Origin of the sequence: uncultured Bacteroides sp. (genome assembly GCF_958445495.1) — a bacterium.
Taxonomy (GTDB): domain Bacteria; phylum Bacteroidota; class Bacteroidia; order Bacteroidales; family Bacteroidaceae; genus Bacteroides.
In genome coordinates this window covers 72,667-89,406 of the sequence record NZ_CAUCSQ010000007.1, presented here as the reverse complement: position 1 = coordinate 89,406, position 16,740 = coordinate 72,667, and the positions used below count along the sequence as shown (strand labels likewise).

The following is a 16,740-nucleotide window of genomic DNA, read 5'->3' as shown; positions in this document are numbered from 1 at the left end:
TAAATAAGACGCCGTTATCCTGCCTATGTACTAATAAAAATCCCCTTTTTTACTAAATTTAACTTGCCAGGTTGCGTAATTTAGTCAATCCGCGATGCATCAGGTTGCGCACGGACTGATAATTCATATTCATAATCTCACAAATATCCTCATATTTCTTTTCTTCAATATAATATAATGTGAGCGCTTCACGCTGCCGGGGCGATAACTGGTCCAGTAAACGCTTCACCAGTGAAAATTCGTTCCTGCGCTTTTCTTCTTCCACATAATCGTCTTCTACGTCCGTAGGAACCGCCGCGTTCACTTCTTCCACCGCGGTATCGGACATATACATGCGTTTGCGGAGCTCGTCGCAAAGCTTATTTTTCAATGATATGAACAAATAAGACTTCAAATTGTCAATGGTTCCCAATTCGTCCTTCTTCGTATAGAGCTTAACGAAAATATCGTGGATGCAATCTTTCAACAGTTCTTTGTCGAGAGTCAACTTCAATCCATAATTAAATAAGATGTTGACATGCAAATCATACAGTTGTGAAAATGCTGCCATATTTCCCGCTTGAAAAGAAGCGAACAAAGTTTCGGTTGAATTATTAGTCTGTTCCATCATAGCATTAATTCGATTGATTTTGATGTTGCAAAGCTAAGCGATATAGGCTTCAACCTTAGGTAAAAACTGGTTTGTGGATTGAAAAAACAAGTATCATGTTATATAACATTGTTTTACTAGAAATTACCGGTAAAAACGAAAAATCCCGCAGGGTCGTTTCCTACGGGATTTTTTGTTCTATAACTTATGGAACCAATAAATACCTTCCTTCTTATCAGGAATCTTCAATTTATATAATCCGTTTATTTTCAACGATTTATTTATCACCTCAATCTTTCCGGAACCGGGATGGATGTACTTTAATGCATATTTCCCGGACGATAACTGTATTGGAATTTCTGTTCCGGACTTGGAATAAATGATACTTCCGATACCAGATTTTACCAGTTTCCGGTATTTATCCGTATCGGTTTCTTCCACCTCCATAGCCGCCGCGTCTTTCAGGAATGCCTTGTCCGTACACGGAATTACAGGGCATGAACCGCCTGCCATGAATACGGCCCATCCGACGGACGGGTAATTCTGTGCATAGAAGGTCACCGCTTTCTCCGGGAATTTCCGGCGATATTCGTTTACGGCTTTGTACGCCTCGTTGAAAGTCACCTTCCCCACTTTCATTTTACGCATGTGCTGGCGGGGAGCCATGTTTTTTCCGCCTTCCGGCGCAAAGATGCCGTCCGTCTTGTAATGCCAGTAACGTATGTCGATGATATCCACCACGGCAGCCCGCTTGGGGTCCGCCAGAATGGCATCTTGTACATCCTTGGTGGTACTTAACGCCACCTTCGCCTTTTTACCGGTTTCAGCCTCCCATTCCGCGATTACGTCCAACCAGAACTGCACGAAGTGCAACGGACCTGTAAATTCGGCACTCGTCAACTGGATGACGTTCGGATTGTCGGCAAAATTGTCCAGGCATTGCCGGATGTACTTCCTGTGCAGCTCACGGCGTACCGGGTGGCTGATGTCGTAAAACATATCCGCCACAAAGATACGCTTGTCTCCCGCAAACGGAACCGGTTCGGGAAATCCGGTACGGTTGATGTTATTGCTGCTTCTCCAAGGGCAGTCTACCCAATGCGCCCCCGCCTCCAGGATATTGTGCTGGAAATAGTTTTCATGGAACAAAAGCAGTCCGGCTTTGCCGCCTTTCTCCGCAAATTCTTTCAAGCGCGACCAATACCACGCATTGGGACGTTCCAAGTCGTATTTGCTCAATCCTTCCCATGCCGTTCCCTGGCCGCTACGCCCGAAAGGCTGCTCGTAGAAGGGTCCCCATACGTCACCGTCCCGGCGGCGGACACGTTCGTGGTCGTCCCGGCGGCGGTCATACCACAAACCGTAGTTCTGGTCGAAAACCAGGATATTCTTCCGCTTCATAAAGCCGACTACGGAATCGATGCGGTCCGTGAGCCCAAGCCCTTCGCGTCCCGGCACAAAACGGGTAATGGCGGGGCTTGCCTTTTTCAGGAAATTAGTTTTAAGCTTTCCGTTCCACCAGGGGGTCGTATGGCTGCCTCCTACCAACAACGCCCCGTCCATCTGGATACGTCCGCCGGTGATGTTCACCTCCGGCTGTGCGGCCGGTCCGGAAGAGGCGGGCGACTTTTTCTCTTTAATATCGTCAATGGACTTTATCCCGGCCGTCGCCGTTGAAGGAACGAATGCGTTGTCATTAATCCAATGTTCCAGTGTCAGGCGGGGATTGTAAGCGTCTTCCGCCAGTTTCATCGCTACTTCCACCGTCGGACTGCTGGTTGCGCTCGTGCTTCTGGGCAGGATACGGGCGCGTTCCGCACATGCTTTCCGCAGCCGTTCCTCCAATTGGGCGTAGAAAATACTGCGGGGCTGCACATGGTTGTTCGATTGCGCCCATTCGCCGTCGCCGGAGAACTGCGCCCAACAGCCGTAAGCACGGTTTTTCGCGTCTTCCGCAGGAGTGTAACACTCAATCTCGGCAGCGGTACATTGCCAGAACAGGCTGTTTGCCGTATTCCAGCCGGCTCCGTTCTTATCCTGCCCCAGATTCTTGAAGGAGAGGTTATGCCCGTCGATATTAACGATGTCAAACAACAGCCCGCAGGCCCATGCATCAATAGAACCGCTGAAGCCCGAAGACTCATACGAGTCGCATTGTACGAAGGCGTTGGGTCCGGCAGCGCAATATCCGGCTGAAAAATCATGAATACCATGCTCGGAGTAACAACGCTGGAACAAGGTCTGCTGTCCCAACGTATGGAAAGTGCACCGGCGCATTCCTCCGATTTCGGATACCGGCTCTTTCGAAATACAGTCCTCGACGGTGATTTTAGAACCGGTACGCTGGACGATAACGGCACTTCCCGCAAAATGTTTGAAATTCACCTGCCTGACCCAGCAGTTCTCCGCATTCTCGATGGAAATTCCCGTCCAGCAATGCTCCTCATCTTTGGGATAATGCCTGTCGTAGTCCGAAACCAATGTCATGTTTTCCACCCCGCAATCAGAGAGCCGTCCGTCCCACTGATAAGTGATAACGGAAGAAATTCCCCACTTCGCATCCAGGGCAACCGTCAGCGGAGCGTCCAGGGTGATTTGATTTCCGTCCGCTTCCGTGATTTCCCGGTCCCATGTCAAGTCCATGTCTCCTTCTTTCCATCCCAAAGCACTGATGCCTCCCCCGAAGATATCGCATCCCAAAGAAGCAATCCACTCTTTTCCGGAAGGCCGGCTAATCATCACACGGTCGCCTTTTTTCAAGGAGGCTCCCGAAACTATTTGCAAAGTTCTCGCATTCACCGGAACGTAATCGGAAAGGACCCGTAGCGTATCCTTCAATTCCAGGTCGTCCGTTCCCTCCATATAAACCAGCGCCCCCCTGTCTACTCCTTTTTTCAACAGTACGGTCTTTTCCTTGTCCGTTCCCCGCAATACGACGCCGGATGCGGTTATGCGGATGCTGCCGGACAAAGCAAATTCGCCCCGGTCCAGCAACACTGCTCCACGGAAACCGGAAGCGTCGGGAGGTAATGAAGCTACATAATCGACGGCCCGTTGGATGCGCCGGGTGTTATCCCCCGCTTTCCACGGAACAAACACGGCATTGCGAACAGAAGGGATATCCGTTTCGGAACTCCGATAACCGCAATGCGAGAAATCGAGAATCCTGTTTCCCCGTTCGTCATTCAGGTAAGTAAGCCGTTCATCCTTAACCTGTAAAGCAAAGGTTTGCGCATGTCCTTGCACAAACCCTATGCTTAATAGTCCCAAGAGGATTGTTTTAAATTGTATATTCATTTCAATAAACTTTATTTATCCGTCAAGTTATAACAGGCTTTTCCGTTTAGCCAGCGTATCATAGTTATTCTTCAAGTCTGTCCAGTCTATTTTCTTTTTCGTATCTATACCGTAAATGTATTTCTCGATATTGGTATAACCGTCTCCGTTGCAGTCCATGTTCGCGTCGCCCGAATCATAGGGATTCAACCCGTTGGCGATTTCCCATGCATCCGGCATGCCGTCGCCGTCGGAATCCTTCACCGGTTCCCCTTTGTATTCGGGAAGCCCTCCTACCTGCCGGATATCGGTAATAATGCCCTGCTTGTAAGAATCGGCGGGCAGGCGCCTTTTGACATAGGGAGACACAAATTCCGGAGCATCCTTCACATAAATGGCTTTTCCGGTCCGCACGGTTTTGACAATGCGCGTATCTACCGCATCGCGTTTGGGGAATGTGGCTCCTGCATGCTCAAGGACAAAGCCATAGGCTTTTTTAGTATCCATGACAGTGACGGGAGGAGTCTTGAACGGTTTGTCCGCTTTGATTTGCGGCAGGAATTCGGCGGCGTCCGCTTCCGTTTTCAGTTGCACGCCTCCGTTCCAGTTGTCTTTCGTGACCTTCTGGTTGCCGTGGACGATATTTCCGTTCACATAAGCCTTTCCGAAAGAAACAGGCCTGCTTTTGTCCCGTCCGGCTTCCGGTTTCAGGATACGGTAAGAAATCGGTTTGCCTGACGGGGTGATAGGACCCGGCTTGAAATAGTTATTGATGATGTTGTAGAGACTCTTGTTGTCACCTCCGTCAACGGAACGGTTCCACCAGTTGAAGATTACGTTGTTCACGAAATTGAAATCGCCGTCCATGCCTACGGAACTGTTACGGCTGATATTGGATGCGAAAAGGTTTCGGCAGAACATGCTGTTATGTCCTCCGATTGTAGCGCCGAAAGCATGGTTGTAAGTATCCAGCGCTTCGGAAAAGATAGAGTTCTGAATGGTGATGTTTACGGTAGGCAGTTTCAAACCGCGCCCGTTTTCGTCCCGGTTATAGACATGACGGTAGATGGACATATTCTCGTCCAGTCCCCAACTGGCGGAACAATGGTCCACCATGATATTTCCTACGGCATTGCCTCCTACCGCATCGTCACGGAAAGCCACATCCTGGGCGCCGCGGCGGAAACGCATGTGGCGGATTACGACATCATGCGTATCAATCAGGAAAGACTGGCCGGTTATGCAGATACCGTCTCCCGGAGCCGTTTGCCCGGCAATCGTGACATAGGGTGCACGAAGGCTGATGGGGCTTTTCAGGCGGATTACCCCCGCTACATTGAAAACGATGATACGCGCTCCCCCGGTCTCGCAAGCTTCCCGGAATGTTCCGGGACCGGAATCTTCCAGTGAAGTGACGACAATCACCTTTCCCCCGCGACCGCCGGGAGTGTACATTCCTCCGCCTTCCGCACCGGGAAAGGCCGGAATATTACTCTTTATCAAATCTTCCGGTTTGGAAGCCCACGGCTTGTACGGGCGGCCTTTCCGCGCTTCCTCCAGGACTACGGGCAAGGCTTTCTCCCATGCCGCGTCCGACTGACGTTCAAACTCCGCTTCCTGTTTTGCCGCTCTTGCCTTGACCGAGTCCGGAATGACAGGATACTGTGCCGCAACGGGCAGTACGCAGGCAACCAGCATCCATGCCGATACTACTTTCTTAATGTTGTTCATTCTTTCGAATCTTAAATGGGTTTTCTAAAAAGACGGTCAAGAAAGCATTTTGTAATCGGTTTCCTTTATCCTTTCCTCCATTCGTTCATATATTCGCGGGGAGACTGGTTGTATTTCTTCCGGAAACACTTGCTATAGTATCCCGAATCTTTGAAACCGACCGCAAACGCAATTTCGGAAACACTCAAATCCGTGTTCTTGATAAGCTCGACAGACTTGTTCAAACGGATTTCCTTCACCAAATCGACGGGAGCCAGTCCCGTAAGGCTCTTTAATTTTTTAAAGAACGCCGACCGGCTCAGCCCGATACCGGAAGCGATTGTATCTATATTGAAGTCGCTGTTGTCCATGTTCTCCTCGATTACCTGATGTATCTTCTCAAGGAACTGCACATCCTTCTTGACCAGATATTGCTCGTAACTGTCCTCTTCCGTCGTGGCCTGGTTCTCCATCTGCTGGCGGATACGCTCGCGGAACAGCTTCCGTTCGCCGAGCAACTGGTCGATACGCGCCAGCAGGTATTCTTTGCTGAACGGCTTGGTGATATAAGCGTTTGCCCCCAGGGTAATCGCCCTTGTCTTGACTCCTTCGTCATTCTTCGCCGTCAGGATAATGACCGGAATATGGCTGATTTGGAAATCCTTGCGGATAGACTGCAACATCTCCAACCCGTCCATTTCGGGCATCATCTGGTCGGTCACCACGATGTCCGGATGATAAAGATGCACTTTTTTCAGTCCTTCCACCCCATTGCCCGCTATGTGAATATTGAATTTGTCCTCCAACTGGAGTTTTATCAACCGGCAAAGGTCTTTATTGTCCTCCACCAACAGAAGAGTCGGCAATGAAGCGTCGATTTCCGTTTTTTCTTCAGGTTCTTTCCCGTCGGCGGCATTGGCGGACATTTCATCTTCGGCGGATAACGGCGCCGCTTCCGTATCGCTGACATAGAAATCGACCTCGGAAGGGCGGTAATGTCCCTTGCCGAGCAACAATTCCACGGTAAATGCCGCCCCGTGCCCTTCCGGGCTTTCGGCGCGGATGATTCCGTGGTGCAGATTCACGATCTCTTTGGAAAGGGCCAGCCCGATGCCCGTGCCTTGGTAATAAGGGTTCTTCGCATTTTCCCCCTGTGAGAAACGTTCGAATATTTCCGTCAGCTTGTTTTGCGGAATCCCTACCCCGTTGTCTTCCACCCGTACGAAACAACTCTTTCCGTCGTCCGTCAGCCCGGTCGTCACACAGATGCTTCCGCCGGAGGGAGTGAATTTAAATGCGTTCGATATGATGTTGCGGATTACGATGCCCAGCTTCTCCTTGTCCGCCCATACCATAATCGACTCGTCCGGCAACTGGAACGTGAAGCTTATCTCATTCTCTTCGGAAAGCACACGGAACTCTTTCTGGAAAGAGACAATCATCTCGTTAAAGTCGATTAATGATACATGCAGGCGCATCTTGCCGTTCTGAATCTTCCGGAAATCGAGAATCTGGTTCACAAGCTGCAACATCTGGTTGGTGTTCTTCTCCATCAAATCCACATACTGGAGCCCTTTCGAAGAAAGTTTCTCATGCTCTTTCAATTCCTGGATAGGGCCTTTAATCAGTGTCAAAGGCGTGCGGAGCTCATGGGAGATGTTGGTAAAGAACTTAATCTTCATTTCCGAGACTTTCTGTTCGATATAAATGTCGTTTTTCATCTTAATCATGAAGAAAGCCAGCCGCAATCCGAAATAAAGCGCGATGATTCCCAAAATGACATAGATAAGAATCGCCCACCAGCTCAACCACCAGGGAGGAAGGACGGTGATTGCCAAAGTACGGCCGGATACCGGTCCCTCACTGGCTTCATCCAGGGTTTCCACGCGGAACGTATAATCTCCGGGAGGCACATTGGTATAAGAGGCGATACGGTTTTTCCCGTTATAATGCCATTCCTTTTCATATCCTTCGAGTATGTAACGGTAAGACACCCGGTTCTGGTTATAGAAATTCAGGGCCGCAAATTCGATTGTAAACATGGATTGGTTGTAATTCAACCGGACAGCATCGGCATAGGTGACGGACTCTTTTAGAACCGGTTGGTCGGTAAAACTGCGCAAATCACGGTTGGATACCTTAAAATCGACAATGTGCGTGTCGTAATCCGTATGCTGCGTTTCCAGCTTGTCCGGAGAAAACACCAGGATTCCTTGTTTGGAACCGAGCCACAAATCGCCGTTCAAGGTACGGATGGCGCTGCCCTCCTCCAGTTCCACATTCAGGAACCCGTCATATTTGTCGTAATTGCGGAACTGCTCGGTCGCTTTGTTGAAACAAGACAAACCGATTTCCGTCGTAAACCAAAGGTTGCCGTCCTTATCCTCCACAATAGACTTGACTACGTCGTTGTTCATCCCCTCGCGGATACCGTAGGACTTGAAAACCGGCTCGTGCTTTTTCTCGTCATAACGCACCAGCTTGTTCAGCCCTCCTCCGAATACGCTCACCCAGATTTGCGAATCGCTGTCTTTGTACAGGACATAAATATCGTTATCCGCCACATTGGAGCGTTCGCTTTCCTGGCGGTACGTTTCAAACCGAATCTGTTCGGGTGCGGTGAAATCGCCGTCGAAAGACATCAGGCCGTCCATCGTCCCTACCCAGATGCGTCCGTTGTCATCCTCCGTCATCGTACGCACCTCCATGTAAAGGCCGTAAGGAGGATACTGTTTCAGTCCGTTGTACTTATGCTTGAAAACGGTCACCCCGTTTTCTTCGGAAATCAGGTTCAACCCTCCTCCCAGCAGGCCGACCCAAATACGGCCCCGGCTGTCCTGATACGTAAAGTACACATCGTTGTTGCTGATGGAGTTCGGATTCTTGGGGTCATTCTTGTAACGGGTAAAACGTAGGCCCTGCGGGGAATTCATGTCCGGTTCGGCTTTGACGAGCCCGTTGCCTTTGGTGGAGAACCAGAGATTGCCGTCTTTGTCCTCCATGATGTGATACACGGCTCCCAGCAGGTAATTTTTGTCGGAAAAGACCTGTTTGACCCGGCCGTTATGCTCCAGGCGGTACAACGCCTGCCAGCGCGTCCCCACCCATATATCTCCGTTCTGCGCCTGATAGAGCGCACGTATTCCCTGATTCCACGACGTAGACCGGTCTGTAAAAGGAACGGGAGACACCTCCGGCAACAACCGGAACTGTCTCTTCGGGAAATTGACTTTGTAAACCCCGCTGCCCGTGGAAGCCAGCCAGAGGATGCCGTCCTTGTCGAGCAGGAGATGGAAGAAAAGCTGTCCGGGAAGGTCGTCGGAGAAAGGTTTCAGTCGGTTGATGCGGACCATCTCCAGTTTTTCCCGGTCAAACAAAAGGATTTCCCCTCCCGGAGTCAGGAAGAACATTCCCTGCTCGCCCGCGTCCTGAACCTCAAAATTCCCGATGGCATTCTGGTTGGGAAACGTGAAACGGCGGTCGCTTTTGTTCAACGGGTCGTAATAAATCAACGCCCGGTTGCCTTCCTGAAACCATATCTTGTCGTATTTATCATGGAATATCATTCCGCCGTCTTTCCCGGAAACGGTAAACGGAAGCCGGGTCAACCGCTTATAGCCTATATTGTATTCGTAAGTCCCCTCACCGGCCGTGATATACATCATGCCCGGTTCGGTTACCAGCAGATTGGATATCGGGCCTCCGATTTCCGGTATTTCATAACGGTTGACAACCCCGTTTTGGGGGTCGATGCTGTAAATGCGCCCGTTCTCGTCTCCCAGCCACAGGAAACCGGAACTGTAGGAAGCGCAGGTGAACCGGTCGGAACCGGCGGCAACCTTCTCCCGGATAAAGTCCGCCGGCTTGTCTTTCAAAGCCGGGCCTTTCCTTAAAGAAAGAATCTGGTAGTCCATGCCGATCCAGTTGATGAATTCGGACGTCTCGCAGAACACGTTATGCCTCAGGCGCATGTCATAGGCATTTACGTTGGGGCGCGAGTCGTGCAACTGCTTCATGGTTATCTTCCCCTCCTTATCGGTATATGCACGCAGGAGACTCTTGTCTTTAGTCAGCAGCAGGACATCCCCCTCCTCCGTTGTCTGAATCTTGATTATCTGGATGTTTTCCGAATACTCCTTCACGTCGTCATAGACCGCATGGAAACTTTCATGCCTTTTGTCAAACAGGTACAGCTTGCGGTCAATCGTCTTAATCCATAAGAAACCGTTCCTGTCTTCCACTATGCGCTGAATCTTGCGGGGAGGGATATCCGTGGAATAATACCCGTCCCGGTTGTCATAAGACCGGAACTTGCTTCCGTCAAAGCTGCACAACCCGTACCACGTGCCGAACCAGATGAAGCCATCCTGTCCTTTCAACGTACAGTTGACGATATCATTGGGCAAACCGCGTTCGGCGGTATAATGCTCCACAATCATGTTCGGATAGGAGAAGCCCCAACCCCACATCATAGAAAAAAATAGTATTAGAACGTAACGTTTTTCCATTGACAGCAATAATTGGAATAAAATGCATCCAAAGATAATCCTTTTTTTTCAAATAGCGTTTTAAATCAACGCTCTCTTGCTTCCCTTCCTCTATTTTTCAATGCCGAACTCTGTTTGCTGGCGTTCCACTTCGTCCAATGCCCGTTGGCGTTCTTCTTCGGTCAGCCGTACCCTGTTTCCTGCGCTTTTCTCCGGCATCGCCGCTTTTCCGGCGTGCAGGCCTGACGCCCGTTCCTGTTCCTCATAGCAGAAAGGGAATTCGGCGGGGACGCTCTCAAACTCCAATTCGGTTGATGCCGGCGCCTGCGTGCCTTCGAACTGCACACGGGCTTTCACCTTAATCTTCCCCGCCTTCCGGGTAGAACGGACCAATACGGGGGCAGAGCCGAATTCCACGGTGCGGGGATTGGCCCCGATAGCCGCGTTCCCGATAATTTCCCCTTCCCCCTCCACGGTAAAGACGATATTCTCTTTCGCCAGGCGGCGCACGTTTCCGTTGTCATCCGTCACTTCGGCGACAACGACGATAAAGTCGGAACCGTCCGCCACCAGTTTCACCTTCTGCGTATCCGCATACAGGCGGAGCTTGGTAGAACGGCGGGAAGGCATTTTCTTTTGGGTGCACACCACCTTGCCGCCGATGATACCTTCGGCAACCATATTCACTTTCTGCCAGTTTTTCCGGGTATAGCTATATCCCCGCGCCTCCCAGAAATCCCATACGTCCTCAAAAACGACGGGTGCGTTCGGCAGGTGTCCTTTGGCGTGAACGACAGGCTTCGTCCAAGTTTTCGTCCCGTCGTAAATAGAAAGACGGACAGAGTCGCAATTCGTAAATACCACTACATCCTTATCGGAGAATTGCGACATCTCATGGGCTATGAATACCATCGGGCCGCATTCCGCCAGAGGATGCCGGAGACCGGCGGGCGACTGGCTGCGGAACATCTCATAAGCATATTTTTTCTGGCGGAAAGCATCATAAATGCCTCCCCAGTAAGGGTCGGGGTGATAGCCGCGCTGGTGATCGAACGGATGCCACTGGGCGCCGCCGATGAACTGGCCGGTGGTGCGGAACATCTCGTCGTAACTCTTGGCGAGGGACAATGCCTGTACCAGCAACGGACGTTCGCCCCAACTGCGGCTCGCGCGGTTGTTATTGTTGTGGGCGTACCAGTCGTCCACATTCTCGCCGAACTCGCGGGTAAAGATACACTGTCTCGGCCTGTCCTCCTTTTCATCGTCTCCCGGCCAGCCGTAAACAACGTCGTAATGCTCTTCCACGCCGGCGGAATGAACGTCGGCGGCGGCTACCGGCCGTCCCGGATAAGGATATTCCTCCTTGGTTATCTCAAGGGCTTTCAATGCGAAATCGAGCGGATAACGGGTCTCGTTCAGGATAGGCTCCCACATCAGCACGGAAGGATGGTTGCGGTCGCGGCGAATCATTTCGCGGGTATTCCGGTGGACCAGTTCCCCGAACTCCGGATTTTTGTTCCAGTATTGCCATCCCGGAGTAGCCACGATAACGAACATGCCGAGTTCGTCACAGGCATCCATGAACGAAGGGTCTTGCGGGTAATGAGCCACGCGGACAATGGTGCATCCGGCGTCACGCAAACGTTTCGCGTCGCGCCACTGCTGCGAGTTCGGCAAAGCGTTGCCGACATAGGCAAAGTCCTGATGCCTGTTGGCGCCGACCAACTGCCCGAAAGGTTTGCCGTTCAGCCAGAAACCGTCCTTGCCGCGGAACTCCGCCAAACGGATACCGACACGGGTGATTCCTCCGTCAACGGACTTTCCTCCTTTTTTAACCCGGGATTGTACCCTATATAAATAAGGTGTATCCGGCGACCAGAGTTTCGGGTTCTTCACCTCCATCTGTTGGCGGACCGACTTCTTTTCTCCCGGTTTCAGAAACAGTTTGCCGGAACTGCGCTTGATGAGTTTGCCGCCGGCATCCGTCAGGGCGGTCTCAACCGTCACCGATTCGGGCCGGTTACCGTCGTTCTTCACTTCCGTCTTTACATATACCTGGGCGCTCTTCTCACTGATTTTGTCAAAATAGACAAATACGCCTCCGCCGCCCGTGGTTTGCGAATCGACGGCATCGGTAATGGCGACGGGCGATTTGGCAATCATCCACACATCCCGGTAGATACCTCCGTGATAAGCGAAGTCCAGCGTATATTGGCGTTTTCCGGGAGGATACGATTTATCGTCGCTGTTGTCCGTAAAGACGGCGAGCAGACAGGAGTCGCCCGCCTGTACGCCGTTTGCCGTCAGGTCCAGAGTGAAAGGCAGGTAACCGCCCGTATGTTCCCGGACACGTTTGCCGTTCAGGTAAAGGACCTGTTTTCCCATTACCGCCTCAAAATGAAGGAGCACCCGCCGGCCTTCGGTCTCGGCAGGGACTACAAAACGCTTGCGGTACCAGGCGGGACCTTGATAGTTACGGCATCCGCTGGCTTCGGCAGGCATCAGCTCTACAGTATGGGGAGTAGAGACGATTTCCCAGGAACGGTCGTCGTAATCCACCGCTTCGGCTCCCCGGACATCGCCTTTGAAAAATCTCCATCCCGGATTGAAATTATAGACTTGCCGCCCGCTGCCGGGAAGCCGGATAAATCCCGCCACCGAAGTTTCGGGCCGGTAAGTATCCGTTGCTTGTACTGACAAAGAGAATAACAGCAGAAAAGCTGACAATATCAAAAAAGGTCTTCCATTCATAACTCTATCGTTTATTTTTCCAATCATTTTTCTTTTCCAATCATCATGATGACATCCTTCCTCCTGCTCTCCGGCAAGACTTTCAGGCTCGCCACTTTCCCATCCTTCAAAACGGCTTCCACCGTTGTCTTGCCCGGAGCATGCAATTTGAAGTGCACATTCCATTCTTCGGGCCAGGCGGGAAACAGGAGTATCCGCTCTCCGTCGGTTTGCAGCAACATTTCCTGAAGCCCTATCATGCCGCTGCCTCCCCAGTTATGGTCGGGCGTCCAGTCGTAGCCGGGGCCCCAGAAGGCGGGAAAGCGGTGCGGACCGTCTGACAATTTAGCCAGGGAGAGCCGTTTCGCCTCTTCGGTCAATCCCAGGCACGCCGCCCAGATGCAATCCTGCTTCCATCCGGTGTGGGAGCGGAACCTGACCGCATCGGGGTCGTAAAAATAAGTATTGCGCGCCGTTTCCAGGTTTTCCTTCCCGACCCCGTAAATCCTCCACGGAAAGACAGGATAGAGTTGCGGGGTCTCCACGTTATTGATTCGCTCCCAGCTCTTCGCGGGGGAAATCGTCTGTTTCAAAACCGGAGCGGCATCGGGATTCAACGAATCCCTCACTTCAACATAGCGTAACGGAATGTCGGGAATCGTTTTCAGCATCTCTTCCTTTTTTCCATAAGTCTTTAAGACTGTCTGCAATGCAGCGACGGTGCTGCTGGCGTTGCAGGCCATTTTATACGTTTCGCAGGCGGAACCCGGAAAAAGAATCAGACGCCCGTCTCCGTCCAGCTCTTTCCTTCCGCGGCGGGAGGCGAGCAGGCGGTAATGTTTATCGAAGAAGGTCAACGAGCTTTCAATCAAAGGAATATACGGGCTTATGTCCGCATCCGCATAATTTTTCGTTTCCAATATCATCTGGCAAAATTCGAGCACCGTATCCCACTCATATTCCAGCCAGGCATTGTATTCCATTCCTTTATCGAACCAGTCCGGACGTTTGAAACCGTACTCCGCCGGATTGGGCAGGCCGAAATTCTCTATCTGTTCGCAAAAGCAGGCCCCTTCATGCCGCCAATATACGAGGCTGCGCAGTTCCGCATTCCGCAACATCCGGTTATAGAAATCAAACTGGGAAGGCATCATGTCGAAATCGCCGCTTTTCAGCATCGGCCAATAAACCAGGCGTTGGTTCTGCGCCGTCATCGTACCTCCTCCCCATTTCCGGTAGTCGGGAGTGAAAGCCTGTTTTTCGTCCGTATGGCAAGGGTCAAAGGTAAACAACCCGCCGTTGAACTTGGTCGGCGCGTTCCCGTAAGCGTTACATCCCAGCATATAACGGAATAAAGTATAGTTCCGGGTGATTTCTTCCGCTTCCCCTTCCGCCTCTATGAAACTTCGCCGCCAAAAAGCGTTCCACCACAAACGGGTCTGTTTCCTATCGTGCGATAGGACTTCGGAAGAGATTTTCCCGTGCGGGGCAATCCTCCGGAAAGCGTTCCGGAGACCCTCTTCCCATTGCTCCGCCGTTTCTGTCTGGGCAGTGTGCAACACCATGCAGATTCGTTGCCGTGCAGAGGGTTTTGACGAACGGAATTCCCATGCCCGGTAATCGGTTCCGGCGTATATACTATCGGAGGTTCCTACAAATTCCAGGTTATCCCCGAATAAATATCCGCCGAAAGTCAGATTCTTTAAAGGATTCATCATCCGGGACTTCACCCCGTCCATCCCCTGCTGGGACACCGCACTGTCAAAAACGGTATTCTCCGCATTACGGTGATAGAACAGCAAGCAATTCTTTTTTCCGCCGGCCGGACGTTTTCCAACGTCGGGCGAACCTTTCCCTCCCGCGGCGACAGGAGAAATAAAATCCGCTTTTGTGACTGCCCCTTTCGGGGGAGCCCACTTGTAAGAGCATTGTTGCCCCTCTCCTTTCCTAATCAAACGGTCCCGGTATCTCCAATTCTCGTAAAAGACCTTTGCCTGTAAAGGTTTACCGCCGGCTATCTCCACATAAACCGCCGGATGAAAGACATCCGCCCAAATCCGCACCTGCGCCTTCCCCGCCGAGATTTCCACAAAACCGTCTTCCAGTTTCAATTCCTGCCGGAAATCTTCCGCGTCTTTAAAAGGATTGGGAGACAGGCGCAGGCGGACACGCCCCTGCTTCAACAGGCAATTGTTTTCGTCAAACGTGCCGCTACGGCTCAAGTAGAATAATATATCGCCGTTTTCCACCCAGACATTCATGCCGATATCTCCCCCGCCGCAAGGCATGGACTCGGAAGAATTGCGGCTCGGAGCATCCCAGACGATATCGGCATGCCGGCTCCATGAAGCCGGCATGCTCATGACGATGAACAAAAGAATAAAAAACTTGCGCGAATAATTCATAATCTGCATTCTTATAAAAACTCCGCTACGGAAGGAAAGAACGCGGAATTCCCGCTTTCCACTCCGGAAGATGCGTTCCGTCCCTTCTTTCCCCCTGCAGTGGATAAATTACCAATCGTCCGAACGGAAAGAGCCTAGCGGCAATCCGTCGCAATACACATCGCCTTCCACATAGTTTTCAAATCCGTAACGTACGGCCACCGGAGAAGACACTTTGTCGCTCTTCACCATTATTTTGCTGCGTTCAATCCATGCTTTTGCCGGATAGAACACCCTATCCTCACCCGCTACCTGGAAATTCTTCGATTCGAAACAGTTCTTGCCGCTAATCCACATCTTCGCACGTTCAAAGCTGACGACAACTGTATCGTTCCTTATCTCCATGCTTTTATAATAAGGGCTTTCCCCGTTTACCCCTTCTATCCCGTAGGTTTTCGTCAGTGCAAGAAGCGCCAGCCGTTCGCCCGCAACCTGTTTCTTTGCAGGATGAATCCCTTTCTCCATGCCTGCGTCCAGCAATACGGCCATCCCGCTGTTCGCTACGCGATGTTCCACTTTCGCCTGCGCTTCCCGGAGATAAGCGGAATTTATCACCTCCTTCCCCTTCTCCGTGATAATCCCGTAATCATAGGGAGCTATCTGGCAATAATAGAAAGGAAAATCCCCCTGCTTCCATTCCGCCCGCCAACCGTTAATCAGGTTGGTAAACATGTCGGCATAAGTATGCGCGCGGTTCCAGTTGTCTTCGCCCTGATACCAGATTACCCCTTTCATCGTCATTCCGATTAACGGATGCAACATCCCGTTGTAAAGCACGGTCGGAGTCCGGTTCTTCGATTTGATATCCGCTTCCGATTGAGGGATTTTAGCATCGGGAAAAGCTTTCAGCCAGTCGGCCCTCATCCAGGCTTCACAGGCGGAACCGCCCCATGCGGCCACGACCAGCCCCACCGGAACGTCTAATATTTCATTGACCAGCCTTCCGAAATAATAAGCTGTCGCGCTGAAATCGCGCACGCTGGCCGGAGCGGCTTCTTTCCATACCCCTGTCACATCGGCCTGCGGAGTAAAAGCGGAAGCGCGTTTCACCGTAAACAGGCGGATTTCCGGATTCCTGCTGCGGAGAATGTCCATATTGGCATTTTCTACCGGTTGGTTCTTGAATCCTTTCATCGGCATTTCCATATTGCTCTGCCCGGAACAGAGCCAGACTTCGCCTATCAAGATATTGTCCAGTGTCTTTCGGGTCCCGTCGTCAAAGACCAAGGTATAAGGGCCTCCCGCTTTCGGAGTGGAAACAGCCAGTTCCCATGCCCCCTGTTTATCCGATACCGTTGCATATTCCTTCCCGTCCCAGCCGGTAGTGACCGTTACTTTCTTATTCGGGACCGCTGTCCCCCAAAGACGGGCTTCGGTCTGCTGCTGCATCACCATCCCGTCGGAAAAGATTGCGGGCAACTTGACTTCCGCATGTGCCGGCAAGCAAGCGGCAAGCCAGAAAGCAGCCCCTAAAACACCTGTTTTACTTATTAAATTTCTCATT

The 16,740-nt window shown here is 51.4% G+C and carries 7 protein-coding genes; all 7 read right to left on the bottom strand.

Translation table 11 applies throughout. The features are described 5' to 3' along the window. Positions 1-58: 58 nt before the first annotated feature. The 7 genes from Q5076_RS04060 to Q5076_RS04030 all read right to left on the bottom strand — a co-directional run bounded on the left by Q5076_RS04060 (position 59) and on the right by Q5076_RS04030 (position 16,739). A complete protein-coding gene (locus Q5076_RS04060) occupies positions 59-610 on the bottom strand; it encodes an RNA polymerase sigma factor (RefSeq protein WP_303011035.1) in 552 nt (183 codons plus the stop codon). 177 nt (positions 611-787) lie between these two features. After that, entirely contained in the window at positions 788-3,886 is a 3,099-nt protein-coding gene (locus tag Q5076_RS04055) for a DUF6298 domain-containing protein (RefSeq protein ID WP_303011032.1), read from the bottom strand. A gap of 27 nt (positions 3,887-3,913) precedes the next feature. Next, the gene (locus tag Q5076_RS04050) at positions 3,914-5,596 is read right to left on the bottom strand and encodes a polysaccharide lyase (RefSeq protein WP_303011030.1); all 1,683 of its coding nucleotides are present in this window, start codon (positions 5,594-5,596) and stop codon (positions 3,914-3,916) included. Positions 5,597-5,661: 65 nt separating this feature from the next. Next, positions 5,662-10,047, bottom strand: a complete 4,386-nt coding sequence (locus tag Q5076_RS04045; RefSeq protein WP_303011027.1) for a hybrid sensor histidine kinase/response regulator transcription factor — start codon at positions 10,045-10,047, stop codon at positions 5,662-5,664. 126 nt (positions 10,048-10,173) lie between these two features. Next, positions 10,174-12,813, bottom strand: coding sequence for a glycoside hydrolase family 2 protein (locus Q5076_RS04040; protein WP_303011024.1), 2,640 nt, complete (start codon positions 12,811-12,813; stop codon positions 10,174-10,176). A gap of 23 nt (positions 12,814-12,836) precedes the next feature. After that, positions 12,837-15,155 carry a DUF5703 domain-containing protein gene (locus Q5076_RS04035; protein ID WP_303011095.1) on the bottom strand — a complete coding sequence of 773 codons (2,319 nt, stop codon included), beginning with the start codon at positions 15,153-15,155 and terminating at the stop codon, positions 12,837-12,839. 150 nt (positions 15,156-15,305) lie between these two features. Continuing rightward, entirely contained in the window at positions 15,306-16,739 is a 1,434-nt protein-coding gene (locus Q5076_RS04030) for a sialate O-acetylesterase (RefSeq protein ID WP_303011022.1), read from the bottom strand. Position 16,740 lies beyond the last annotated feature (1 nt).